This window comes from Micromonospora sp. DT227 (genome assembly GCF_049841835.1).
In the GTDB taxonomy this organism is placed as follows: Bacteria; Actinomycetota; Actinomycetes; order Mycobacteriales; family Micromonosporaceae; genus Micromonospora.
The window spans coordinates 594,231-618,935 of sequence record NZ_JBNCLA010000005.1 but is presented as its reverse complement, the minus strand read 5'-3'; the positions used below and the strand labels follow the sequence as shown (position 1 = coordinate 618,935).

Genomic DNA, 24,705 nt, shown 5'->3' with positions numbered 1-24,705 from the left:
GAATGCCGGGCGCCGCGACGCGGCAGTCGTCGCGGCGCGGACGGTCAGGCGGTCAGCCGCCGGGACAGCTCGTCGGCGACGTCGCGGGCGATCTGCGGCGGAATGGCCTCGGCGATCTTCTCCGGCGGCAGCCCGGCGAGCACGCCGGTGACGATCTGCTGCTCGTCGGTGAAGTCCCTGCCGGACAGCTCGGTCACCTGCGCCACGAGCGCCGGCCAGGCCCGCAGCATCGCCAGCATCTGCTGGAGCGGGGAGTTCGCCAGCGGCGGGTTGACCAACCCGACCGTGTTGGCCGGCGAGATCAGCCAGTTACGCAGGTTCTGCAGGTCGGCCAGCACGTCGCCGACCGTACGGCTGGTCGAGCCGGTGTTCCCGACGAGTTTGTCGGTCTGTTCCATGTCGTCCTCCGGTGTCGCGGGGGTGATCAGCCCGATGGCGGTGAGATAGCGGCGGAACAGCGGGGTCTGGTCCCGGCCCGCCCTGGTCGAGTCGCGGAAGAAGCTGATGTGGGTGTGGTACAGGTGGCTGCTGTCGCCGCTGGTGCGCCGACCCAGCCGGTCCCAGCGCCGCACCGTGCGGCCGTCCGGGGAGTAGATGACCTCCCGGATGTCCCGGGTGTCGGCCGCGTTCGCCGCGCACTGCGCCACCAGCCAGGTGGAGAACGTGCGCAACGTGTGGGTGGCGCCGCCGGAGCGGACCGAGAACGTGCCGACGTCCAACGCGGACGCGTACAGGGTCAGCCCGGCACGGTCCCGGGTGGACTCCACCACCGAGTAGTCGTTGGTCACCACCCGGTCCGAGCCGCAGTGGTAGCCGCCCCGGTGGCTGGGATCACCGACGATGCCGACCTCCGCCGGCTCGAGATCCTGATCCCGGACGACGTTCTTGTCGACGTTGAGGTAGGTGAGTAGCAGGCTGCGGACGGCCAGCAGGTTCGCCGGAGCCGACGTCATGGCGGATCCCCTTTCGAGCGATGTCGGCAAGGGAGCGACCATCACTACGTGTGATGGCGTGAGATCTGCGGACGCGCCCCTGCCGGATGGCTGCACAGCAACGGGCACTTGCTCGGAGCGTATCCCCACTAGCGGGAAAATCCCAGCTCAGAGGCAATATTTACGATTATCTGCCCGGTGTGGACGCGGGCGGCACGACGGGCAGCAGCAACACCGAGGGATGCTCGGGATCATGCACCACCTCGCGCCATCCCGCACGCAGCGTGACAGCGGTGCCGAGCGGTTCCCCGGTGCCGGGATTACGCGCCCAGCGCGGGTGGGCGCCGCCGGAGACCTGGAGGCGCAGCCGGTGCCCCGGCGCGAACCGGTACGCGGTCGGCCAGAGCGTGACCGGCACCCGCACCACACCCGACGCACCGGCCGGGAACCGGCCCGGTTCGACGCGGACCAGGCCGTCGCAGACGTTCCAGGACCGACCGCGCCGGTCCACGTCGCACAGCCGCACGAACACGTCCAGGTAGGACAGCTCACTGCGCAGGTGGATCTCGGCGTGCACCGGCCCGATCACCTCGACCGGGTCGTCGAGCGGCTCGCCGGTGTAGGTCAGCACGTCCGGGCGGGACTCCACCGGCTGGTTGTCCACCGCGCCCGCCCGCTGGGCCACCAGCAGCGGGCCGCCCAGCGACGGGGTCGGGTCGGCCGGGTCGTACCGGATCCGGTCCGGCGGGCCGCCCACCGGCGGGGCGGGCGACAGGCCACCGCCGGGACGCAGGTGCCAGCGCGTCGGCGTGCCGGGCGGCGGCCAGTCGGGCAGGTCACGCCACCCGCCCCCGACGCCGCCCACGTGCACCCGCACCGGCGCGCGCGCCACCTCCGCGCCGGGGGACGCCGGTCGACCGGCCAGGTGCTCGTCGAACCAGTCCAGCCCCTCGCGCAGCGCCGCGACCAGCAGACCCGGACTGCCGTGGGTCCACGGGCCGACGGTCAGCCGTGGCCGGGCGCCGGCGGCGCGCAGCCGGGCGTAGTCGTCGAGCTGGGCCGGGAGGAAGATGTCCTGCCAGCCGCTGACCATGGCGACCGGCGCCCGCACCTCGGTGATCCGGTCCCCGAAGACCCGGGCGCGCCAGTAGTCCGCGCCCGGCGTGTGGTGGCGCAGCCACTCCTGGAAGAACGGCACGGTCCCGCCGGTGGCCACCCGGTCCGCCTCGACCAGCGGCAGGTGGGCCAGCGCCCGGACCAGCCGGGGCTGGCCGCGCTTGAGTTCCCACTGCCGGGCCAACCAGGGCACGGTCTGCGCCTGGAGCAGCTCCGCCCAGGTGAGCACCGTGTCCAACGCGAACGACTCGCCCGCGTACGTCGAGTCGCGGGTGGCCGAGGCGGTCACCACGGCGACCATCGCGCGCAGCTCGTCACCCGCCTCGGCGGCCACCGCCCACTGCACGAAGCCCTGGTAGCTGACGCCGAACATGCCGAACACGCCGGTCCACCAGGGTTGGCGGCGCAGCCAGTCGAGCGTGTCCAGGCCGTCGTCGCGCTCGTGCACCAGCGGGTCGAACTCGCCGCCGGAGCCGTACGTGCCACGGCAGGACTGGATCACCACGTGGTGACCGCGTTCGGCGACCAGGCGACCGAGCAGCCGCATCGGGCCACCCCGCCCGTACGGGGTGCGGATCAGCACGCAGGCCGCGCCCGGCAGGTCCGGCGCGTAGTGGTCGGTGCGCAGGGTGACCCCGTCGCGGACCCGCACCGGGGCGTCCCGGGTGACGGTGACCCTTCCGGCGCGGGCGGCGGGCAGCCGCAGCGCGGCCGCGGCGAGCCGGGTGACGAGCCGCACGGTCAGCGGTCGCCGGACGGTTCGGTGGCGGTGCCGCGGGCGGCGCGCACCTCGTCGCGGTGCGCCCGCATGCTGTGCACCATCTCGCCCATGAACCGGTGCACCACGGCCAGCTCCTCGTCGGTGAACCGGTCCATCACCTGGTCGGTGCGCCGGCCCAGCGGGCCGAAGAAGCTCTGCGCCAGCGTCGCGCCGCGGTCGGCGTAGTGCAGCAGGATCTTGCGGCGGTCGGTGGTGTCCCGGTCACGCCGGATGTGGCCGGCACGCTCCAGCCGGTCGACGAGCGCGGTCACCGAGCCGGAGGAGAGGTTGAGCACCTCGCCGAGCCGGCCGGGGGTGATCGGCTCGCCCACCAGCTCGGCCTCCATCACCGCGATCAGCGCCTGGAGGTCGGTGGGGTTCAACCCGTGCAGCCCGGCGAACGCGTGCCCGACGTGCTGGGCGTCCACCGAGTAGCGACGCAGGTCGTTGGTGATCTCCGCGACCATGCGTCCCCGTGGGTCGTTCCGTCGCCGGTACATGCCGTGCCCCGTCACCGCTCGCCGCCATCCCCTCGGTCCGGCTTGCAGCATAGAGCCTTGCCGGATAATCTCGCTCATCAAGATACTCGGTTGGCGAGAATCATCCCGCAGGATCAAGAGGGCATCCGATGTCACTGTTCACCCGCGTCGCCCGGGGCCGGCTGGCCGCCTGGCTCACCGTGGCCGCCGCACTCGTCGTCGGTGCGGTGGTCTTCGGGTTACCCCGGCCGGACAACCCCGAACCGGTCTCCGCCACCGGCCTGTCCGTCGAGTGGCAGTCCACCCAGGTCGAGCGCCTCCAAGAGCAGTTGCCGTCGCGGGACACCCAGCCCGCGCTGGTCGTGGTCAGCCGCGCCGACCGGGCTCCGCTCAGCGCGTCCGACCGGTCCGCGTTGGACGCCGCGGCCGGCAGGCTCGGCCCGCTCGCCGTCGGCGGCCGGGTCGCCCCCGCCCAGCTCTCCCCCGACGGCACCGTGGCGCTGGTCGCCGTGCCGCTGTCCACCGCGGGCGACCAGCAGGCCGTGGTCGACGAGGTGGGCAAGGTGCGCGACGCGGTGGCCGACCTGCCCGACGACCTGACCGTCGAGGTCACCGGCGGTCCCGCCTTCACCGCCGACCTGAGCAAGGTCTTCCAGGGCGCCGACACCACGCTGCTGCTGGTCACCGCCGCCGTCGTGGCGCTGCTGCTGCTGATCACCTACCGCAGCCCGTTCCTGTGGCTCGTGCCGCTGCTCGTGGTGGCCGCCGCCGAGCAGTTCACCCTACGCACGGTCGAGACCGTCGTGCCCGCGCTGGGCATCTACCTGCCCAGCGGCCAGGTCACCGGCATCGCCAGCGTGCTGGTCTTCGGCGCCGCGACCGACTACGCCCTGCTGCTCATCGCCCGCTACCGCGAGGAGCTGCGCCGCGAGGAGAACCGGTTCACCGCCATGCGGGCCGCGCTGCGCCGCACCGCCGAGCCGATCCTGGCCAGCGGCGGCACCGTCGTCCTCGGCGTGCTCACGCTGCTGCTGTCCGAGCAGGAGACCAACCGGGCGCTCGCGGTGGCGTGCGCCATCGGTGTGGTGTTCGCCATGCTCTCCGCCCTGTTCGTGCTCCCCGCCGCGCTGGTGCTGTTCGGCCGGGGCCTGTTCTGGCCGTTCGTTCCGCGCGTCGGCAGCGCCGCCCGGGAGGGCCGGCTCTGGGGCCGCCTCGGCGAGCTGGTCGTCCGCCGGCCCCTGCCGGTCGCGGTGCTGGCCACGCTGCTGCTCGCCGGCCTCGCGCTCGGCGGGCTGGGCATCCGCACCGGTCTGTCCGAGACCGAGCAGTTCCGGGAGCGGCCCGAGGCGGTCGCCGGCGCGGAGACGCTCGCCCGCGCCTTCCCGGCCGGCAGCACCCAGCCGGTCGCGGTGCTCACCAACCCGCAGGCGGCGCCCGCGGTGCTCGCCGCCGCCGGCGCGGTCGACGGTGTCGCCTCGGCCCGGCCCGGCCTCGCCGGGGACCGGGTCGCCCAGGTCGACGTGGTGCTCACCGCCGAGCCCGGCACCGCCGCCTCCGACCGGGCCGTGACAGCGCTGCGCGACGCGGTCGCCGCCGTGCCCGACTCCGCGCCCCCCACCGTCGCCGGGGCGGACGCCCCGGACGGCGCGCTGGTCGGCGGCACGGTCGCCGCCACCTACGACTCCGACCAGGCCAACACCCGGGACCTGCGGCTGATCCTGCCGATCATCCTGCTGCTGGTCGGCGCCGTGCTGGTGCTGCTGCTGCGTGGCCTGCTGGCCCCGCTGCTGCTGGTGCTGACCGTGATCGCGTCGTTCTTCGCCAGCCTCGGCGCCGCCTGGCTGCTCTTCGACCACGTGCTGGGCTTCCCGGCGCTGGACAGCGGCGTGCTGCTGCTGGCGTTCGTGTTCCTGGTCGCACTCGGCGTCGACTACAACATCTTCCTGGTCACCCGGGCCCGGGAGGACGCCCGCCGGACCGGGACCCGGGACGGCATGCTGTCCGCGCTGCGGGTCACCGGCGGCGTCATCACCAGCGCCGGCGTGCTGCTGGCCGCGGTCTTCGCGGTGCTCGGCGTGCTTCCGCTGATCACGCTCACCCAGATCGGGATCATCGTCTGCGTCGGTGTGCTGCTGGACACGCTGCTCGTCCGTACCGTGCTGGTGCCGGCGCTGGCGTTCCTGCTCGGCGACCGGTTCTGGTGGCCCGGGCGGATCACCCGCGACCCCGACGCGCCCACCGAGGCGGCCCACGCACCGGCCGAGCCGGTCACCGCGCGGGACTGACCCGGTGACCGGGCGTCGGCAGCACGCCGACGCCCGGTCGCCGCGGACCGCTCAGAAGCCGAGGCACTCGCAGCTGGTCATCAGCTCGCGGACGTTGTGGACGTACTGCGGGTTGGGGATCGCCAGCGGCTGCCCCTCCCGGGCCACCGCGCCGTGCCCGTAGTTGTACGCCGAGATCACGGCGTTGAGCAGGCAGGAGTTCAGCTCGGCGGTGCACAGCGAGGCGTCCAGCCGGTAGTCCGACTCGAAGTACATGTCGCCGATGTACTTGGTCAACCAGGCCAGGTAGGTGCCGCCCAGGTAGGCGTTGTCCCGGTAGTCGTCGATGTCGTACGACTGCTCGAACCGCTGGTTCATCCACTCCGCGGTGGCCGGCATGACCTGCATCAGCCCCACGCCGCCGTCGCAGGCCACGATTGTCGACTGCCAGCCGCTCTCCTGCCAGGCGGTCGCCTTCATCAGCGTCGACGGGATGCGGATGTCGGGCGCGGAGGTGGGCCAGTAGGTGCGGGCCGCCGCGTCGGCCAGCGCCGCCTTGACCTGGCTCTGCGTCGCCTTGGTGCCCCGGTGGGTGGGCTTGCAGCCGCTGGGCGCCGGCTTCGGCGGGGGCGGCGGCACCCGCGTCTCGGTCGGCGGCTTCGGCCGGGCCAACGGCGCCGTCGACGTGCGGGACGGCTTCGGCCGTGGCTTCCCGCTCGCCTTCGCGCTGGGGCTGGGCTTGCCACCGATCGCCTCGACCGCCGGCGGGGCCTCGCTCGGCGCGTCGGCCGGCGCCTCCGCCGGCTCCTCGACCGGAGCCGCCGTGGGCAGTTCCGCCGCCACCCCGCGGACCGGCCGTTCCTCGCCGCCGCACCCGGTCACCGTGCCCGCCGCCAGCAGTGCCGCCACCGCAGCCGCGGCCCACCGGCCGACTCCTCGCCGCATCGATCCTCCCCGTGGTCCCCGTCCGGCGCACCCTAGCAGGGATCGACGGGGGTCCGGGGCCCCCGCGACGCCGGCCGGCGAGCCCGGGGCCGCGGCGGCCCCTCCCCCGCGTCCGGGCCGTCCGGGCCGGCGTCCGCCGGGCCCGACGAATCAGCGACCGCCGCCGGGCCGGACTGGTCGACGCCCGCCGGCAGGCCGGCGTCCGCCGGGTCGGCCCGGCCGTCCCCGCTCGCCGCCCGGTTCCGGGTCGACCAGGCGATCACGAACACGGCGGTCCAGGCGGCGCCCAGCAGCACCGACGAGGCGGTGCCGCTGGCTGCGCTCCAGCCCAGGTAGAGCCGCGCGCCGGTGACCGCCACCACCCCGGCCGAGGCGGCCGTCCAGACCGCCACCCCGACCGGCCAGCGCGCCCCGCGCGACAGCAGCCAGGCCAGCGTGCCGAAACTCGCCGTCACCACCGCGTTCTGGCCGGGGAACAGGTCACGGACCCGGTCCGGGACGGCCGGACCGGTCAGGTCGACCACCCCCACCAGCAGCACCAGCGGCACCGCCGCACCGACCGTGCCGACCACCCCGAGCAGGTCCGCCCGCCAGGGCCGGTGCCGCCGGGCCACCACCGCCGCCACCAGGGCCACCGCGGTGATCAGCACCCAGCCGCGCAGCACCGACACGACGGCCAGCGCCGCGTCCGCCACCCCCGGGGTACGCCGGGCGGCGAACCAGTCGCCGACCAGCCCGTCGATCACCCCGAGCCCGCTGTGCCGGACCACCGCCGCCAGCAGGGTCGCCACCGCCAGCCCGGCGGCGAACAGCAGCGCCAGCCCGAACGCCAGGTTGACCAGCCACGCGCCGACCGGACCGACGCGCATGCCGAGCAGGAGGAACACCACCCCGTACCGGGCCCGGAGCCAGCGCAGCGGTGGCAGCGCGGCGGCGCGGGCCGCCAACGCCCGGGCCGGGTCCGGGTTGCGCCCGAGCCAACGGCCGGCCAGCACCACGCCGAGCAGGCACAGCAGCAGCACCAGCACCGCGCCGGTGGCGCGGCCGAGCAGGTCCGACACCCGCCGGTACGACTCGCCGGCCAGGTAACCGGCCAGCACGGACGCGCCGACCCAGCTCACCACCCCGGCCAGGTTCCACGGCGCGAACCGCCGGTACGACATCCCGGCGCCGCCGGCCAGCCGGGGTGCCAGCGTGCGGGCGAACGCGACCCAGCGCGCGGCCATCATGCCGCGCCCGCCCAGCCGGTCCAGCAACTCCTCGGCGCGTCGCCACCGGTGCGGCCCGATCCGGGCGCCGAGCCCGGAGGCGCGCAACCGCGGCCCGTGACGCCGCCCGGCCCGGTAGGCGAGTGTGTCTCCGATCACGGCGGCGGCCGTCATCACCGCCAGCACGGGGGCGAGCCGTAGCGTCCCCGCGTACGCTAGGAAGCCGACCAGCAGCAGGGTCGCCTCGCCCGGCACCAGCAGCCCGAAGATCACCGCGGTCTCGCCCGCGACGATCAGCGCGGCGACCAGGTAGATCAGCAGGGGCGGCAGCCCTTGCAGCCAGTTCAGCAGATCAGGCATTCGGCACCCGCACGGGAGCCAGCATGCCAGTGGCTGGAACGGTCGGCCCAGCACTTTCGACACAGATCCGGGCCATCTCGGGGTGACCCCGAGGCGTGCCCCGGCAACCGCAGACAGGAGTATGGAGGGTATGCAGCTTCGCACCGACCTCCGCAACGTCGCCATCATCGCCCACGTCGACCACGGCAAGACGACCCTGGTCGACGCCATGTTGCGGCAGGCCGGCGCCTACGGCGCCCGCGGCGAGGACACCGAGCGGGTCATGGACTCGGGGGACCTCGAGCGGGAAAAGGGCATCACCATCCTCGCCAAGAACACCGGCGTGCGGTACCTGCCGGCGGACGGCTCCGACCCGGTGACGATCAACATCATCGACACCCCCGGCCACGCCGACTTCGGTGGTGAGGTGGAGCGCGGCCTGACCATGGTCGACGGCGTGGTGCTCCTGGTGGACGCCAGTGAGGGCCCGCTGCCGCAGACCCGGTTCGTGCTCCGCAAGGCGCTGCGCGCCCGGCTGCCGATCATCCTGGTGATCAACAAGGTGGACCGGCCGGACTCCCGGATCAAGGAGGTCGTGGACGACACCTACGAGCTCTTCCTGGATCTGGACGCCGACGAGGAGCAGATCGACTTCCCGATCGTCTACGCCTGCGCCCGCGACGGCATCGCCTCGCTGACCCAGCCCGCCGACGGCTCGGTACCCGACGACAGCACCTCCCTGGAGCCGCTGTTCCGCACCCTGCTGGACACCATCCCGCCGCCCGCGTTCGAGGACGGCGCGCCGCTGCAGGCGCACGTCACCAACCTCGACGCCTCGCCGTTCCTGGGCCGGCTCGCGCTGTGCCGGGTCCGCCAGGGCACGATCAGCAAGGGTCAGACCGTGGCCTGGTGCCGCACCGACGGCAGCACCCAGCGGGTCCGCATCTCCGAGCTGCTGATGACCGAGGGTCTGGAGCGCAAGCCCGCCGACTCGGCCGGCCCCGGCGACATCATCGCGGTCGCCGGCATCCCGGAGATCATGATCGGCGAGACGCTGGCCGACGCCGAGAACCCGGTCCCGCTGCCGCTGATCACGGTCGACGAGCCGGCCATCTCGATGACCATCGGCACCAACACCTCGCCGCTGGTCGGCCGGGTCAAGGGCGCCAAGGTCACCGCGCGGATGGTCAAGGACCGGCTCGACAAGGAGCTGGTCGGCAACGTGTCGCTGCGGGTGCTGCCCACCGAGCGGCCGGACGCCTGGGAGGTGCAGGGCCGCGGCGAGCTGGCCCTGGCGATCCTGGTCGAGCAGATGCGCCGCGAGTCCTACGAGCTGACCGTCGGCAAGCCGCAGGTGGTCACCAAGGAGATCGACGGCAAGACCTGCGAGCCGGTCGAGCGGCTGACCATCGACGCCCCGGAGGAGTACCTCGGCGCGATCACCCAGCTCCTCGCCACCCGCAAGGGCCGGATGGAGCAGCTGGTCAACCACGGCACCGGCTGGATCCGGATGGAGTGGCTGGTCCCGGCGCGCGGCCTGATCGGCTTCCGCACCGAGTTCCTCACCGACACCCGGGGCACCGGCATCCTGCACCACGTCTTCGAGTCGTACGAGCCGTGGTTCGGTGAGCTGCGTACCCGCAACAACGGCTCGCTGGTCGCCGACCGGGCGGGCGCGGTCACCTCGTTCGCGATGATCAACCTTCAGGAGCGGGGTCAGCTCTTCGTCGAGCCGACCACCGAGGTGTACGAGGGCATGATCGTCGGGGAGAACTCCCGCTCCGACGACATGGACGTCAACATCACCAAGGAGAAGAAGCTCACCAACATGCGGGCGTCGACCTCCGACGAGACCGAGAAGCTGATCCCGCCGCGCAAGCTGTCGCTGGAGCAGGCGCTCGAGTTCTGCCGCGAGGACGAGTGCGTCGAGGTCACCCCGACCGCGGTGCGCATCCGCAAGGTGGTCCTCGACCAGCAGCAGCGCGGCCGGGCAGCGGCCCGCCGCAAGCACGCCGGCTGACCCACCCGCTCCGCATCCCGCACCTCCACGGAAAGAGTGGCCATTCCCCGGGGAATGGCCACTCTTTCCGTGAATCAGCACACCCGGTGGGGGTGGGGTTTGGTGGCGGCGAAGCCCAGGGCGTCGGGGATCGGGCCGGAGCCGGACTCGACCACCCGGTCGAGCACCAGGCCGGCGGCGGTGACGGCGGTGAGCAGGTCGGCCAGGGGCAGGTGCCAGGCGCCCACCCGGGCCCGCACGCCGTGCGAGTTCCACGACCGGACGGTGCGCTCCCGCTCGGCGTAGCCGCCGTCGATCACGATGCGCTCCTGGTCGGACCGGTCGGCGAACGCGCCGCAGAAGCACGGGTGCACCCCGACGTGCACCAGCCGGCCGCCCGGCGCCAACACCCGGGCCATCTCCGCGACCGCCGCCGGATAGTCCGGCATGTCGGTGTGCGCCAGCAGGCAGACCGCGGCCGGCACCACGCCGTCGGCGAGCGGCAGCGCGGTCGCGTCGGCGCGGGCCACCGGCAGCCGGGCCCGGGCGTGCCGCAACTGCCCGGCCGACAGGTCCACGCCGACCGGCGTCCAGCCCAGCCGGCGCAGCTCCGCGGCGTGCGCCCCGGTGCCGCAGCACAGGTCCAGGCAACGACCCGAGCCGCCGCCCAGCAGCTCCGCCAGCACCGACCGGACCCGGTCCATGTAGGTCGCCGAACCGACCGTGGCGTACTCCTCGTACCAGTCGGCGATCTCGTCGTACCGGGGGGTCGTCATCCCCGCACGCTAGACCCGGACACGATGCCGGCGCAGCCCCGCGCCACGAAGATCCGCTACGGTCACCTGCATGATCTGGGACGAGCTCGACGCACACCTGGACCGGGTGCCCGGCACCGTCTCCGCGTACGTGGGACGCCCCGGCGCCCGGCCCGCCTGGACCCGACAGGCCGACGCCACCCACTACGCGGCGAGCACCATGAAGGTGGCCGTGCTGGTGGCGCTGCACCGGGCCGCCGAGGCCGGCCGGCTCGACCTGGACGCGCCGGTGCCGGTGCGCAACGCGTTCGACTCCGCCCAGCCCGGCGCGCCCCGCTTCACCAACGCCCGCGACTACGACAACGACGAGGCGGTCTGGGACGCCGTCGGCGGCACCGCGCCGCTGCGCTGGCTCGCCGAACGCATGATCATCCGATCCAGCAACCTGGCCACGAACCTGTGCATCGGCCAGGTCGGGCTGCCCGCCGTGGCGGACGCCTGGACGCGGGCCGGCGCGCGGCACAGCGTCACCGGCCGCGGCATCGAGGACTTCGCCGCCCGCGACGCCGGCATCGACAACCTGGTCACCGCCGCCGACCTGGCCGCCCTCCTCGGCGAGCTGGCGCTGGGCGCGGCCCGGCCCGGCCCGCTCGCCTCGCCGGCCGGCTGCGCCGCCATGCTCGACGTGCTCGTCGCCCAGGAACACCGCGAGGACCTGGCCGCCGGGCTGCCCGACGGCACCCGCATCGCGCACAAGAACGGCTGGGTACGCGGCGTCCGCCACGGCGCCGGCGTGGTCTTCCCGGACGACGCGCCGCCGTACGCGATCGTGGTGTGCACGACCACCGACCTGGCCGACGGCGGCGCGGACGGCGAGCAGGTCGAGGACGACGCGTGCCGGCTCATCGCGCACGTCTCCGCGCGGGTGTGGGACGCCCGGCACGAGCTGGCCGGCTGAGCGGCTACTCCAGCAACTGCTCCCGCAGCGCCGCCCGGACCTCGTCGGTCACGCCCAGCCCGTCGCGCAGGTACGCCTCGAACGAGCCGTGCACCCGGCGCACCTCGTCGTACGCGGCGTCCAGGTACTCGGCGCGCACCTCCAGCAGTGGCCGGGCCACCGCCGGGTCGAGGTCCGGCCGACGGCGCGTCATCGCCGCCAGCAGCACCTCCCGCAGGCTCTCGGTCAGCTCGTTGTGCCGCAGGTAGTCGGCCCGGATCGCCGGTTCCGGCACGCCCAGCGCGGTCAGCAGCACCACCGACAGCCATCCGGTGCGGTCCTTGCCGGCGGAGCAGTGGAACAGCAACGGCAGGTTCGCGCCGTCCGCGGCCAGCCGCACCGCCGCGCCGAACCCCGCCCGCGCCGGTTCCCCGGTGACGAACCAGCGGTAGATCGCCGTCATCGCCCCCGGCATGCCCTCGCGGGCCAACTCCGCGTACGCCGCCAGGTCGTGCCCCTGCAACACGGCCGAGACGTAGGTGAACACCGGGTGGGCCGCGTCGTACACCGGCAGGTGCACCACGCGGGGCGCGCCCACCAGCCGGTCCGGCGGCGCCACCTCCTGCTCCTGCACGGCGCGCAGGTCCACCACACAGGCCGTGCCGAGCTTGCCCAGCACCGGCAGATCGTCGTCGGTCAGCCGGCCCAGCGCCGCGGTCCGGACGAGCCGCCCGGCACGGACCCGCCGCCCGTCGGTCGTCGGCAGCCCGCCCAGGTCACGGGCGTTCGGCGCGCCCACCAGCTCCCAGTCCCGCCCGGTCATCGGCCCTCCCCTGCTCGCCACCAGTGCCTATAGGGTGCCCCACATGACGATCGCGGCGGTACGCACCCACCGGCTCTCGGCCCCCTTACACACCCCGTTCGTCACCGCGCTGCGCAGCACCACCACCGTGGAGACCCTGATCGTCGAGGTGATCGACAGCGACGGCCGGTCCGGGTTCGGCGAGGCCCCGCAGGTCTGGCAGGTCACCGGCGCGTCGATCGGCGGCGCGGAGGCGTGCGTCCGCGAACTGCTCACCCCGCTGCTGACCGGGCGCGACGCGGACGACCTCCAGGCCCGCTGCGGGCAGGTGCGCCGGGCCGTGGTGGGCAACGAGTCGGCGAAGGCGGCCGTCGACGTGGCGCTGCACGACCTGGCCGCGCGGCGGCTCGGCGTACCCCTGGTGCGGCTGCTCGGCGGCACCGCGCTGCGCGTCCCGACGGACGTCACGCTGGCCGCCGGCGACGCGGTCGACCTGGCCGCGGCGGCCGGTCGGCGCCGGGCCGAGGGTTTCACGGTGCTGAAGCTCAAGGTCGGCACCGACGCCGGGGGCGACCTGGACCGGGTCCGCGCGGTGCGCGCCGCCGTCGGCCCGGACGCGCGGATCCGGCTGGACGCCAACCAGGGCTGGACGCCGCGCGAGGCGGTCCGGGTGATCCGTGGCATCGAGGACGCCGGGCTCGACGTCGAGCTGGTCGAGCAGCCGGTGCACCGCCGTGACCTGGACGGGCTGGCCTGGGTCAGCGACCGGGTGGCGGTGCCGATCCTCGCCGACGAGTCGGTCTTCGACGTGCGCGACCTGGTCGAGGTGATCCGCCGCCGGGCCGCCGACATGGTCAACGTGAAGCTGGCCAAGTGCGGCGGTCTGCAACCGGCCCGCACGCTGCTGGACCTGGCCGCCGCGCACGGCATGGGCACGATCGTCGGCTCGATGATGGAGGGCCCGGTCGGCGTGGGCGCCGCGGCCAGCCTGGCCGCCGCGCACGGCACCACGGCCGTGTCGGATCTCGACGCCGCCTGGTGGCTGGCCTGGTCGCCGGTCACCGGCGGGCTCCGGTACGAGGGCGCGGACGTGCTGCTGCCGGACGCCCCGGGGCTCGGCATCGCCGACGTGAATGAAGCTAAGGTTCAGCGCCACGGTTGAGTGGGGTTGGATTTTTTCATAGGGTCCCCCACAGGAGCGTGGGAGGAGGGGTGCGGATGGCGCCTCAACCGGGCCACCAGGCCGTGGTACGGGTCCCGGTGGCGACCCTGTGGGCAGACCCCGACGCGGTCCGCCCGATCGACGGACCCGCCCTGCGCGACAGCCCCGACGTCGCCGCCTGGGTTGCCGGGATGGATCGCGACCAGTGGGTCGGCGACTGTGTCCTGACCCAGTTGCTGCTCGGCGAGCCGGTGCTGGTCACCGGGGCCGGGCCGGACGGCTGGGTCCGGGTGGTCGCGCTCGGGCAGCCCGCCGCCAAGCTGGACCCTCGCGGCTACCCGGGCTGGATGCGGTCGGCCCACCTGGCCGCGCCCGCCGACACCCGGCCGACCGGGTCCGCGTTGGTGGTCGACGTCCGCCGGACCGCACTGCACGAGGCCGCCGGCGGGTCGCCGGCGCTCACCGGGGTGGTCCTGGGCACCCACCTCACCTCCGCCGGCCGGCCGGCGAACGGCTGGCGGCCGGTCCGGGCGCCCGGGCGGGTCGAGCCGCTCTGGGTCCCGGAGGACGATCTGGTGCCGCTGCCCGACGAGCGGCCCGAGGCCAAGGAGGTGCTCGCGGTCGCCGAGCGGCTACGCGACCTGGTCTACGTCTGGGGCGGCCTGTCCACCGACGGCATCGACTGCTCCGGTCTGGTGCACCTGGCCTGGCGGCGGTACGGCGTCACGCTGCCCCGCGACGCGGACGACCAGGCCGAGGCGACCACGCCGCTGGCGCTGGACGACGAGCGCCCCGGCGACCTCTACTTCTTCGCCCGCCCCGGCCGGCGCATCCACCACGTCGGGATCGTCACGGCCGAGCCGCACGGCGGCCGGCGCCGGATGCTGCACGCCTGCTACCTCACCCGCCGGGTGGTCGAGGAGGAGCTGCCCCCGGACCGGGTCGCCACCCTGGTCGGCGCGCACCGCGTCTGACCCCGGGTGTCCGGGGCGTCGTCGCCCCGGACACCCGGTGCGGTCAGCGACGCGCCTCGGCCAGTTCCCGGCGCCGGTCCCGCGACGACTTGGCCAGGCTCGCCACGGTGGCCACGGCCAGCGTGCCGAGGATCACCGTCAGCGAGAGCCAGATCGGGATGTGCGGCGCCCAGGCCACGTGCTCGCCGCCGTTGATGAACGGCAGGTTGTTGTCGGCCAACGCCTCCAGGACCAGCTTCACGCCGATGAAGCCGAGCACCACGGCCAGCCCGTAGCTGAGGTAGATGAGCCGGTCCAGCAGACCGCCCAGCAGGAAGTAGAGCTGCCGCAGCCCCATCAGCGCGAAGACGTTCGCGGTGAACACCAGGTACGGCTCCTGGGTGATCCCGAAGATAGCCGGGATCGAGTCGAGCGCGAAGATGAGGTCGGTGGTGCCGATCGCGATCATCACGATCAACATCGGGGTGAACAGTCGCCGCCCGTGCTCCCGGGTGGTCATCTTCGCCCCGTCGAAGTCCCGGGACAGCGGCAGCGCCTTGCGGCTCCACCGGATCAGCAGGTTCTCGCTGAACTCGTCCTCGTCCGGCTCGCCCTGTCGGGCCAGGTTCACCGCGGTGTAGATCAGGAACGCGCCGAAGATGTAGAACACCCAGGAGAACTGGGAGATCAGCGCCGCGCCGGCGGCGATGAACCCACCGCGCATCACCAGCGCCAACAGGATGCCGATGAGCAGCACCTTCTGCTGGTACTGCCGGGGCACCCCGAAGCGGGCCATGATGATCACGAAGACGAAGAGATTGTCCACCGAGAGGCTGTATTCGGTCAGCCAGCCGGTGTAGAACTGGCCGGCCACGCTCGGCCCGGCCGTCACCCAGAGCACCACGCCGAAGAGCAGCGCCAGCACCACGTAGAAGCCGACCCACAGGCTGGACTCGCGGACGCTGGGCTCGTGCGGGCGGCGGCCGATGATGAACAGGTCGGCGAGCAGGACCGCGATCATCGCGGTCAGGGTTACCGCCCACACCAATGCGGACACGTTCAAATCCATCCTCCGGCAGACACGCAGCGTCGGGCACACCGTACGCCGGGTGTCGGGCCGGGGTGCGTCGACGCTGACTGTGGTGACTGTCGGAGGTCTCTTCCGCCGGCGCCCGGGTGGACACCGACCGACGGAGCCGGGTCGAGCCACCGGGGGGTGCTGGCGCTCTTCCGTGCTGACGACTCCGTCACGGGGGAATACTCCCCTCCTCGGCCGCCATTGTTCACCATGCCGGCCCGGTAGCGCATCTCCGGGCGCCGATCTGCCGTCATCGGGTGCCGCTCCTCACGTATTCGCGGGACGTCCTAGGAGGCTAGCCTCCCTGTCCCGGCGCCGGCAGCTCGCGGTGCGGACCGCACCGCCGGGTGCCGGCGCGCCCGGCACGATCCGGTCCGGTCCGTGCGGACGAGGGCCTCAGTGGGCGGGCAGCACCGGGTCGGTGAACGCCCACCCGGCGGCGAGCAGATCCTCGACCGCGGCGACCGCGGTGGCCAGCCGCTCCTCGTGCGTGCCGCGCAGCTCGACCACCGGCACCCCGCTGGCGGCCAGCTCCACGCGGAACCGCCCGGTCATCCACGCCCGCAGGTGCTCCCCGTCGCGCAGGCCGTCGTCGGCGAAGGGCACCCCCTCGTGGTCGGTGAGCAGATAGAGCGCCGGACGGCGGGCGGCGGCCCGGACCTCGGCCGACGACGACCCCAGGTAGCGCTCCTCCCAGAGTGCGGTGGCCCGGGCGTCGGTGTCGCAGCACAACAGCGGGCCGCTGACCCGTGCCGCGGCGTCCTCGGCGGCCTGCTGCTCGCGTACCACCTCGACGAAGTCGTCCCGGTCCCAGGTGACGTCGAAGACGGTCGCGTCCGGTCGGGAGCGGCGCAGCGTGGCGAGTTTGCGGGCGGTCAGCTCACGGCCGTACTCGGGGACCCAGGCGGTGCGGAAACGCTCGGCGAGCGCCCGCGCCATGGTCGTGGTGCCGGTGGACTCCGCGCCGACCACCACGACACGGCGGACCAGCCACGCCCGCACCGGCGCGCTCAGCCACCGCCAGTGCGCCGCCGGGTCCGCGCGCACCGCGGTGCCGGAGACCGGCACCGCCCGCCGCTGCGGATCCACGTCGACCGCGACCGCGCCGAACCGGCGGGCCAGCTCCCCGCCGTACACCTCGGAGGAGAAGACGGCGTCCACCGACTCGCCGCCCAGCGCGTCGGCGAACACCGCGCAGTGCAGGTCCCAGACCGCCGGGTCGGCGTAGTCGACCGGATGATCGTCGTGCCGGCCGACAAACCGCACCCACGGCGTGCCGGCGTGCACCTCGCGCAGCCAGGCCAACCGCAGATCCAGCGGGATCGACTCGCGCCGGGACGGCGCCACCACCACGGTCACCGCCGCGCAGCGGGCCGCGGCGGCCTCGACGAGCGCGTGGTGCCCGGCATGCGGCGGATAGAACTTGCCGACCACCAGGCCGTGCCGGAACCGGCGCGGGCCCGCCCCGGTCGCGCTCATGCGGCCACCGGCGCCGGGCCGGGCGGCACCGGCGTGGCCGCCGCGCGCCGGCGCAGGTCCGCCCGCCAGGACCGCAACCCCAGCACGCAGAGGGCCAGGAAGATCAGGTACAGGCCGCCGGTCAGCCACAGCCCCTTGTACGCGTAGAGCGGGATGTAGATCAGGTCGGCGGCGATCCACAGCCACCAGCTCTCCACCAGCTTGCGGGTCTGGCCGTAGGTGGCCAGCAGCGACAACGCGGTGGTGACCGCGTCGGCCAGCGGAACGGTCGAGTCGGTGGCCCGGTCCAGCAGCGCCCACAGCCCGGCGGTGAGCAGCAGCCCGGCCAGGCCCAGCGCCCACCACTCCCGCCGCCCGGTGCGGGCCACCGTGAGCCGGCTGCGCCGGGCCCCGCCGAACAGCCAGTGCCACCAGCCGTAGATCCCGAGCACCACGTAGACGAGTTGCAGGCCGGCGTCGGCGTACAGGCCGGCGGTCCAGAACAGCACCATCAGCAGCAGCACGTTGGCGATGCCGACCGCCCAGTTCGCGATGTGCTGGCGGGCGACCAACCAGACGTTGACCACGCCGGTGCCGAAGCCGAGCAGCTCCGCCCAGGTGGTGCCGGCGCCGAACACGGTGAACGCGGTGCCGGTGAGCCAGTCGAGCATGTGGGTGTCCCTCTCCCCCGCCGCCGGTGCCACGGTGGAGGCCGGCGCCTTGGTGGAGACGCGGCCCGCCGGAGCGCCCCCGGAGCGTACCGGGGGTGGCCGGGCATGGGAGGCTTCGGGCATGGTTCTTGAGGTCGCGCTGATCGACGTGACGCCCGGACACGAGGACGACTTCGCCGCCGCCTACGCGCAGGCCCGGCCGATCCTCGCCGAGGCGCAGGGGTGCCGCTCGGTGCGGATGACCCGCGGGGTGGAGTCGCCCACCCGGTTCGTGCTGCTGGTCGAGTGGGACTCGGTGGAGGCGCACGACGTGAACTTCCGGCAGACCGAGCGCTTCGGGCGGTGGCGCGGGCTGATCGGCCCGTACTTCGCCGGCCCGCCGCTGGTCGAGCACTTCGTCGACGTGCCGGCCTGAACTGTCGTACCCCACGCGTAGCCTGCGCGCGACGCGCGGTCACCGGTCCCGGCGGGCAACGGGGGCGCCGGGCCCGGTGGGCGCGCGGCGGCCCCGTTTCAGCCCGGTGGGCGGGCGGCGCCCCTCACCCCGGCTCGCGCGCGTCGCGGGGCCGGGGCACCGGCGCGGGGCCGAGCCGTCGAGCCAGCAGCTCGGCCGTCGCGTCCTCCGGCAGCGCCGCCGCGAGCAGCCGCTGGATCACCTGCTCGTAGCGGGCCACATCCGCCTCGCCGACCAGGCGCAGGTCGGTGGTGAGCGTCTCCACCAGCACGGTGCGGGGATCGTCCGGGTCCGGATAGGCGTAGTAGGAGAACGGCGCCAGCGGGTGCAGGTCGTCGCCGGACGAGGCGTCCCGCGGCAGCACCCGGACCGTGACGTGCGACCGCTCGGCCAGCGCCAGCAGATGCCGTAGTTGCTCCCGCCACACCTCGGCCGGCAGGCCGCCCGGCTCGCAGGCCCGCTCGTCGATCAGCGCGGTGTAGTGCGGCGGGTCCGACCGGACCAGCAGTTCCTGGCGCACCGCCCGGGCGCGGACGTCGGCATCCACGTCCACCTCGTCGGCGACCGACGCGCCGGCCGACACCCGCAGCCGGGCGTACGCCGGGGTCTGGAGCAGGCCGGGCACGAACGCCGGCTGGTATTCCACGATGCGCTCGGCGCCGGCCTCCAACTCCGCGTACGCCCGCTGCCGCTCGCCCATCTCGCCCAGCGCCTTGGACCAGCCACGCCCGGTGGCGGCGTCACGCGCGATGACGATCAGATCGTCGCGCTGGTGCGGCGGCACCGCGTAGACGTCGAGCAGGTCGAGCACGTCGGCCAGGTCGGGCCGGCTCTGCCCCAGCTCGATGCGGGACAACTTCGACGTGGACGCCCAACCGAGCCGGGCGCAGACCTGCTCGAGCGTCAGTGACTCACGGCGGCGCAGCCGGCGCAGCTCGACGCCGAGCCGCACCCGCCGAACGACCGGACTTGCTGACATCGGCATGCGCTCCTCCCAGGGTGGGAGCGTACGCATGACCATCACACACGGCAATACCTCGCTTGCGCAGAGCAACAGACGCCGGGGCGGTCAGGGACGGTACGTGCCGAACGACCAGACCATGCCGACCAGGTCACGGGCGGCGTAGTCGCGGGAGCCGTAGTCGGTGTCGAACGGCGACCGGACGATTTCCGCGCCGGCCGCGCGGGCCCGCTCGTGGTGCGCGTCCACGTCGTCGACCGCCAGGTAGACGCGGTAGTCGTCGTCGGCCGGGCGGCTCGCCGGTGCGGGCCCCGGCCCGATCATGACGAGGCCGTCGCCGTGACCGAGCTGGGCGTGGCGCACCGCGCCGTCGGGCCCGGCGTGCAGCTCGTGGACCGTGAGACCGAACGCCGACCGGAGAAAGTCGACAGCGGCGTGGACGTCGGGGTACCGGAGGACCGGGTAGATGCTTCGCATGGCACCAGCCTGCCGCGCGCCGGTCAGCCCGGATAGGACGGATGTGATCCGGGCCGGGCCAGCACCGCCGGCGTGGCCCCGGCGAACGCCTGGAACTCCCGGATCAGATGCGACTGGTCGTAGTAGCCCCAGCGGGCCGCCCGCTCCGCCCAACCCGCCCCGCCCGCACCGGCGCCCGGCGCGGTGAGCACCGTGCGGCCCAGACCGGCGTACGCCCGCTGGAAGCGCAGGAGCCGGGCCACGGTCCTCGGCGGCAGCCCGAACTCCTGACGGAACCGGACCGCCAGGTGACGACGGGACCAGCCGATCTCGTCGGCCAGCGCGGCGACGCCGACCGCTCCCCCGCTGACGTCGAGCCGCCGCCACGCCGCCCGCAGCCGACCGTCGACCGGGTCGGTGGCCGCCAGCCGGGCGGCGAGGGCGGCGTCGAGCCGGGCGAAGCGCTCCGCCCAGCCGGCCGCGCCGGCCAGCGCGTCCCGCAGGTCGGTCAGCCAGCCGGCGACCCGGTCGACCGGGACCACCCGGTTGGCCAGCTCACCGAGCGGCAGCCCGAGCACCCGACGGGCCGCCGGGGCGGTCAGGACCACCTGCACGCCGACTCCCGTACCAGCGGTACGGGTGGCGCACCAACAGTCGAACGGGCCGGCCAGGAACGCGTTGCCGGACGTGCCGCGGCCGGTCGCCCGGGGATCGTGCACGTCGAGCGGGTCGCCCCAGCCCAGGATCAGCACCACGAACGCGCCGGCCACCTCGCGGCGCACCAGCGGCGCCGGCGCGTCCTCCCGGTAGCCGAGGTACCGGTCCACCCAGGGACGCAGCCGCGCGTCGGGACGCCCGACGACCGCCTCGGTCAGCATGCCGTCCCCCCGGCCGGCGGGCCGCTCACCGCACCCCGGCCGCGTCCATCCCGCGCAACTCCTTCTTGAGGTCGGCGACCTCGTCGCGGATCCGCGCCGCCAGCTCGAACTGGAGTTCCCGGGCGGCGGCCAGCATCTGGTCGTTGAGCTCCTGGATGAGGTTGGCCAGATCGGCCCGGGCCATCCCCTCCCGGGACGGGGTCGCCGCGCCGCCCCGGCCACCCCGGCTGCGGGTCTCCTTGACCGGCGCCTTGCCCCGGGACAGCTGCCGCGCGGCGCCGCCGACGGTGGCGGCCTCGGTGTCCTCCGCCTCGCGGTAGATGTCGTCGAGGATGTCGTGGATCTTCTTGCGCAGCGGCTCGGGGCTGATGCCGTGGGCCTCGTTGTGCGCGATCTGCTTGGCCCGACGCCGGTCGGTCTCGTCGATCGCCGACGCCATCGACGGAGTGATCTTGTCGGCGTACATGTGGACCTGGCCGGAGACGTTCCGGGCCGCGCGGCCGATGGTCTGGATCAGCGACCGGCCGCTGCGCAGGAAGCCCTCCTTGTCGGCGTCGAGGATCGCCACCAGCGAGACCTCGGGCAGGTCGAGGCCCTCCCGGAGCAGGTTGATGCCGACCAGCACGTCGTAGTCGCCCTTGCGCAGCTCACTCAGCAGCTCGACCCGGCGCAGCGTGTCCACCTCGGAGTGCAGGTAGCGCACCCGGATGCCGTTCTCCAGCAGGTAGTCGGAGAGGTCCTCGGCCATCTTCTTGGTCAGCGTGGTGACCAGCACCCGCTCGTCGCGCTCGGTGCGCAGCTTGATCTCGTGCATGAGGTCGTCGATCTGCCCCTTGGTCGGCTTCACCACCACCTCGGGGTCGATCAGACCGGTGGGCCGGATCACCTGCTCGACGAACTCGCCCTGGGCCTGCTCCAGCTCCCACGGGCCCGGGGTGGCGGAGAGGAAGACCGACTGGCCCACCCGCTCCAGGTATTCGTCGAAGCGCAGCGGCCGGTTGTCGGCGGCGCTGGGCAGCCGGAAACCGTGGTCGATCAGCATCCGCTTGCGGGAGGCGTCGCCCTCGTACATGCCACCGATCTGCGGGATGGTGACGTGCGACTCGTCGACCACGGTGAGGAAGTCGTCGGGGAAGTAGTCGAGCAGGCAGTGCGGCGGGCTCCCGGGCAGCCGGCCGTCCATGTGCATCGAGTAGTTCTCGATGCCGGAGCAGAAGCCGACCTGACGCATCATCTCGATGTCGTAGGTGGTGCGCATGCGCAGTCGCTGTGCCTCCAGCAGCTTGCCCTGCCGCTCCAACTCGGCCAGCCGCTCGGCCAGCTCGGCCTCGATGTCGCGGATCGCCCGCTCCATCCGCTCCGGGCCGGCGGCGTAGTGCGTGGCCGGGAAGATCACCAGGCTGTCGACCTCCCGGACCACGTCCCCGGTCAACGGGTTGAGGTAGTAGAGCTTCTCGATCTCGTCGCCGAACAGCTCGATCCGGACGGCGAGTTCCTCGTACGCCGGGATGATCTCCAGCGTGTCGCCGCGGACCCGGAACGTGCCGCGCTGGAAGGCCATGTCGTTGCGGGCGTACTGGATGTCGACCAGCCGGCGCAGCAACTGGTCCCGGTCGAGCTCCTGCCCCACCTTGGCCCGCACCGCGCGGTCGAGGTATTCCTCCGGCGTGCCGAGGCCGTAGATCGCCGACACGGTGGCCACCACGATGACGTCGCGCCGGGTGAGCAGCGACATGGTCGCCGAGTGCCGCAGCCGCTCCACCTCCTCGTTGATCGAGGAGTCCTTCTCGATGTAGGTGTCGGTCTGCGGGATGTAGGCCTCGGGCTGGTAGTAGTCGTAGTAGGAGACGAAGTATTCCACCGCGTTGTGCGGCAGCAGCTCGCCGAACTCCTTGGCGAGCTGGGCGGCGAGCGTCTTGTTCGGCGCGAGCACCAGCGTGGGCCGCTGGAGCCGCTCGACCAGCCACGCCGTGGTGGCGCTCTTGCCGGTGCCGGTCGCGCCCAGCAGCACCGTGTTGCGGTCGCCGCGACGCACGCGACGCTCAAGATCGTCGATGGCTGCCGGCTGGTCGCCGGCCGGCTGGAACTCGCTGACCACCTGGAAGCGGCCGTCGAGCCGGGGAATGTCGAGCGCCATGCCACCAACGGTACGCCCGCGGTCCGACACTTCCCCGCCGACCACGGGCCGTCCCTGACCGGCTTCGATATTCCCATTGTGTGGCTCATCTCACCGGACTACCCTCGTACCGTAGGCCGCTCGCGGCGGCCGACCGGGCCGGTGGCCGCCTCCCTCGCGGGGGCCCGGCCGCCCCCGGCGCCGAAGGCCGCAGCACCCGGGACGACCGGCGTGCGCGCCCATGGTGGTCGCGCCGAGAGGCGCTCACCGGCCGCCGCGAGCGCCCCTGCGTCGTCACCCGTGACCCCGCAGCCGCGTTGTCCCCTCGTGGAGCCCTCTCCCGACCGCCGGACGCGCCGTGACCGCGCGCCCGGCACCGGCGCGTCCACCCCGCCGCCGGAGCCCGGCCGGCCGCCCGCACCGCCGCGCCCGCACCGGGCCACCGCGCGCGGCGACGCCGACCAGCACGTGCCGCGCGAGCCCGGCCGAGGCCATCGCCGATCCCGCACAAGTGTCCCGACCCGGCCCGGCACCACGGTCGGCCGCCGTCGGCGCGGCGGCGCCGCGACCGGCCCGAGACCGGCCGGCACCGGCCGAGCGGACGACGATCCCGCGCTGGACGGGGCGGGCGACCCACCGGACCGGCCGACCCGCCGACGCGCCGCGCTGGCCTCGCTCGGGCTGGCCGCCGCCGCCTCGGCGACCCTCCTGGTCGCCGGGCTGCCCGGCGCGTCCCCACCACGGTCAGGCCCGGCGGGCCGCCCGCTCACCACCGACGAGGCCGAGCGGGTGGCCGCGCTGCGGGTGACCAACGTACGGGACCTGCGCGCCGGCGTCCGGGGCACGGTCGGCGCCGGCCGGGACCGGATCGAACTGCTCGGCTGGGTCGACTGGGCCCGGCCGCTGCTCTACCTGGACGTCGGCGGTCCCGGCGCGGGCGCCGACCGGGGGCTCGTCCAGGCCACCGCGGCGGCGCTGCTGGTCCGGCCGGCCCCGGCCGCGCTGCCCACGCCGGCGCGACCACCGCTGGTGCCGCCGCCCGACCGGTGGCGGCTCCGCGAACCGCCGGCCGGCCGAGGGCTGGCCGCCGTCCGCGACCTGCTGCTCGGACTGGGCGCGGACCGGCTCGACCCGGTCGCGCGGGACGGCCGTTGGCTGCGCCGGGAGAGCCTCGCCGGCGCCCCGGTGGACGTGCTCCGGGCGTCGCTGGCCGCCCCGTCGGGCGACCCGCGGCCGACGCTCTGGCTGGACCGGGACGCCCGACTGCACCGGTTGGCCGGGCGGCTGCCCGACGGCACGCCGGTCACCGTCGACCTGGAGCGCGCCGACCGGCCCGCCCCGCACCCGGTGGACGCGCTCGGCGGCCGGGCCGGGCAGCCCCGGCCGCTGACCGACGACGAGGCGGACCGGTTGGCCGGCCTACCCGCGCGGCTGCGGCGCGCCGGCGGCGCGGCGGTGACCGTGGCCGCCCCGCTCGACCCGTCCACCACCCTGCACGGGGTGGGCACGCTGAGCTGGTCGACGCCGTCGGCGTACCTCACGGTGACCGACGACGACACCGGCCGGCGTACGCTGCGCCGGGCCGGACCGGGCGGGGTGACCCACGCGCAGGCGTCCCCGGACGGGCCCGGCACGCCGCCACAGCCGACGCCCGGCGGGCTGCTCACGGCCGCCGCCCGGCCGCCCACCGACGCCCTCGACCGGCTCCTCGAGGCCGCGCTACGAGCCGGCACCCGACCACCGGACCAACCGGCGCTGCGGATCCGGGCGGACGCGACCGCAGGCCGTGCGGTGGACGTCATCGAGGTGCCGGGCGGCCTGCGCTGGTGGCTGGACCGGGCCGGACTGCCCCGCCGCCTGGAACTGCGCACCACCCGAAACGTGTGGATCCACCTCACCCTCACCCCCACCCCGCCGAAGCGCGCAGATTCCCGGAAAGCGGGGCCATCCGACGCGGAATGAGCACACTTTCCGTGAATCTG

General features: G+C 74.2%; 21 protein-coding genes. 7 read left to right on the top strand and 14 right to left on the bottom strand.

Annotated elements, in window-relative coordinates; all coding sequences use genetic code 11:
* Window positions 1-44 precede the first annotated feature (44 nt).
* From ACLQ2W_RS20995 to ACLQ2W_RS20985, 3 genes are all read right to left on the bottom strand, one after another.
* The gene (locus tag ACLQ2W_RS20995; protein ID WP_425787860.1) at window positions 45-953 is read right to left on the bottom strand and encodes a hypothetical protein; all 909 of its coding nucleotides are present in this window, start codon (window positions 951-953) and stop codon (window positions 45-47) included.
* Window positions 954-1,119: 166 nt separating this feature from the next.
* Complete coding sequence (locus ACLQ2W_RS20990; protein WP_425787859.1) at window positions 1,120-2,787, bottom strand: CocE/NonD family hydrolase; 1,668 nt, start codon at window positions 2,785-2,787, stop codon at window positions 1,120-1,122.
* 2 nt (window positions 2,788-2,789) lie between these two features.
* On the bottom strand, window positions 2,790-3,308 hold the full coding sequence (locus tag ACLQ2W_RS20985; protein WP_425787858.1) for a MarR family winged helix-turn-helix transcriptional regulator: 519 nt from the start codon (window positions 3,306-3,308) through the stop codon (window positions 2,790-2,792).
* 128 nt (window positions 3,309-3,436) lie between these two features.
* Between ACLQ2W_RS20985 and ACLQ2W_RS20980 the strand changes: the two genes are divergently transcribed.
* Window positions 3,437-5,572, top strand: coding sequence for an MMPL family transporter (locus tag ACLQ2W_RS20980; RefSeq protein WP_425787857.1), 2,136 nt, complete (start codon window positions 3,437-3,439; stop codon window positions 5,570-5,572).
* Window positions 5,573-5,623: 51 nt separating this feature from the next.
* On the opposite strand, the gene ACLQ2W_RS20975 is transcribed toward ACLQ2W_RS20980, so the two are convergent.
* Together ACLQ2W_RS20975 and ACLQ2W_RS20970 are read right to left on the bottom strand one after the other, a co-directional pair.
* Window positions 5,624-6,496: a transglycosylase SLT domain-containing protein gene (locus ACLQ2W_RS20975; RefSeq protein ID WP_425787856.1), complete on the bottom strand. Its 873-nt coding sequence runs from the start codon at window positions 6,494-6,496 to the stop codon at window positions 5,624-5,626.
* A gap of 32 nt (window positions 6,497-6,528) precedes the next feature.
* Window positions 6,529-8,064, bottom strand: a complete 1,536-nt coding sequence (locus ACLQ2W_RS20970) for a DedA family protein (protein WP_425787855.1) — start codon at window positions 8,062-8,064, stop codon at window positions 6,529-6,531.
* Window positions 8,065-8,194: 130 nt separating this feature from the next.
* Between ACLQ2W_RS20970 and typA the strand changes: the two genes are divergently transcribed.
* Window positions 8,195-10,063 carry a translational GTPase TypA gene (typA, locus tag ACLQ2W_RS20965; RefSeq protein WP_405090420.1) on the top strand — a complete coding sequence of 623 codons (1,869 nt, stop codon included), beginning with the start codon at window positions 8,195-8,197 and terminating at the stop codon, window positions 10,061-10,063.
* A gap of 74 nt (window positions 10,064-10,137) precedes the next feature.
* Here typA and ACLQ2W_RS20960 read toward each other — a convergent pair whose 3' ends face one another.
* Complete coding sequence (locus tag ACLQ2W_RS20960; RefSeq protein WP_425787854.1) at window positions 10,138-10,818, bottom strand: class I SAM-dependent methyltransferase; 681 nt, start codon at window positions 10,816-10,818, stop codon at window positions 10,138-10,140.
* 70 nt (window positions 10,819-10,888) lie between these two features.
* Here ACLQ2W_RS20960 and ACLQ2W_RS20955 point away from each other — a divergent pair, with 70 nt between their 5' ends.
* The gene (locus tag ACLQ2W_RS20955; RefSeq protein ID WP_425787853.1) at window positions 10,889-11,755 is read left to right on the top strand and encodes a serine hydrolase; all 867 of its coding nucleotides are present in this window, start codon (window positions 10,889-10,891) and stop codon (window positions 11,753-11,755) included.
* Window positions 11,756-11,759: 4 nt separating this feature from the next.
* Here the strand turns inward: ACLQ2W_RS20955 and ACLQ2W_RS20950 are convergent, their stop codons facing one another.
* Complete coding sequence (locus tag ACLQ2W_RS20950) at window positions 11,760-12,557, bottom strand: tyrosine-protein phosphatase (protein WP_405090423.1); 798 nt, start codon at window positions 12,555-12,557, stop codon at window positions 11,760-11,762.
* Window positions 12,558-12,600: 43 nt separating this feature from the next.
* Here ACLQ2W_RS20950 and ACLQ2W_RS20945 point away from each other — a divergent pair, with 43 nt between their 5' ends.
* Together ACLQ2W_RS20945 and ACLQ2W_RS20940 are read left to right on the top strand one after the other, a co-directional pair.
* Window positions 12,601-13,698, top strand: a complete 1,098-nt coding sequence (locus ACLQ2W_RS20945) for a mandelate racemase/muconate lactonizing enzyme family protein (protein ID WP_425787852.1) — start codon at window positions 12,601-12,603, stop codon at window positions 13,696-13,698.
* Between the two features lie 56 nt (window positions 13,699-13,754).
* The gene (locus tag ACLQ2W_RS20940; protein WP_425787851.1) at window positions 13,755-14,672 is read left to right on the top strand and encodes an NlpC/P60 family protein; all 918 of its coding nucleotides are present in this window, start codon (window positions 13,755-13,757) and stop codon (window positions 14,670-14,672) included.
* Window positions 14,673-14,715: 43 nt separating this feature from the next.
* Here ACLQ2W_RS20940 and ACLQ2W_RS20935 read toward each other — a convergent pair whose 3' ends face one another.
* From ACLQ2W_RS20935 to pnuC, 3 genes are all read right to left on the bottom strand, one after another.
* On the bottom strand, window positions 14,716-15,714 hold the full coding sequence (locus ACLQ2W_RS20935; protein ID WP_107162469.1) for a TerC family protein: 999 nt from the start codon (window positions 15,712-15,714) through the stop codon (window positions 14,716-14,718).
* 411 nt (window positions 15,715-16,125) lie between these two features.
* Window positions 16,126-17,208, bottom strand: a complete 1,083-nt coding sequence (locus ACLQ2W_RS20930) for an AAA family ATPase (protein WP_425787850.1) — start codon at window positions 17,206-17,208, stop codon at window positions 16,126-16,128.
* Window positions 17,205-17,858: a nicotinamide riboside transporter PnuC gene (pnuC, locus tag ACLQ2W_RS20925; RefSeq protein ID WP_425787849.1), complete on the bottom strand. Its 654-nt coding sequence runs from the start codon at window positions 17,856-17,858 to the stop codon at window positions 17,205-17,207. Before pnuC ends, ACLQ2W_RS20930 begins: the two co-directional genes overlap by 4 nt.
* 121 nt (window positions 17,859-17,979) lie before the next feature.
* Between pnuC and ACLQ2W_RS20920 the strand changes: the two genes are divergently transcribed.
* Entirely contained in the window at window positions 17,980-18,273 is a 294-nt protein-coding gene (locus ACLQ2W_RS20920) for an antibiotic biosynthesis monooxygenase family protein (RefSeq protein WP_107162472.1), read from the top strand.
* A gap of 124 nt (window positions 18,274-18,397) precedes the next feature.
* Here the strand turns inward: ACLQ2W_RS20920 and ACLQ2W_RS20915 are convergent, their stop codons facing one another.
* The 4 genes from ACLQ2W_RS20915 to uvrB all read right to left on the bottom strand — a co-directional run bounded on the left by ACLQ2W_RS20915 (window position 18,398) and on the right by uvrB (window position 22,744).
* Window positions 18,398-19,297 carry a DUF5753 domain-containing protein gene (locus tag ACLQ2W_RS20915; protein ID WP_405090429.1) on the bottom strand — a complete coding sequence of 300 codons (900 nt, stop codon included), beginning with the start codon at window positions 19,295-19,297 and terminating at the stop codon, window positions 18,398-18,400.
* 84 nt (window positions 19,298-19,381) lie between these two features.
* Complete coding sequence (locus ACLQ2W_RS20910) at window positions 19,382-19,750, bottom strand: VOC family protein (RefSeq protein WP_405090430.1); 369 nt, start codon at window positions 19,748-19,750, stop codon at window positions 19,382-19,384.
* 23 nt (window positions 19,751-19,773) lie between these two features.
* Window positions 19,774-20,607, bottom strand: coding sequence for a helix-turn-helix domain-containing protein (locus ACLQ2W_RS20905; RefSeq protein ID WP_425787848.1), 834 nt, complete (start codon window positions 20,605-20,607; stop codon window positions 19,774-19,776).
* 25 nt (window positions 20,608-20,632) lie between these two features.
* Window positions 20,633-22,744, bottom strand: a complete 2,112-nt coding sequence (uvrB, locus tag ACLQ2W_RS20900) for an excinuclease ABC subunit UvrB (protein ID WP_425787847.1) — start codon at window positions 22,742-22,744, stop codon at window positions 20,633-20,635.
* 306 nt (window positions 22,745-23,050) lie between these two features.
* Between uvrB and ACLQ2W_RS20895 the strand changes: the two genes are divergently transcribed.
* On the top strand, window positions 23,051-24,685 hold the full coding sequence (locus tag ACLQ2W_RS20895; protein ID WP_425787846.1) for a hypothetical protein: 1,635 nt from the start codon (window positions 23,051-23,053) through the stop codon (window positions 24,683-24,685).
* Window positions 24,686-24,705: the final 20 nt, after the last annotated feature.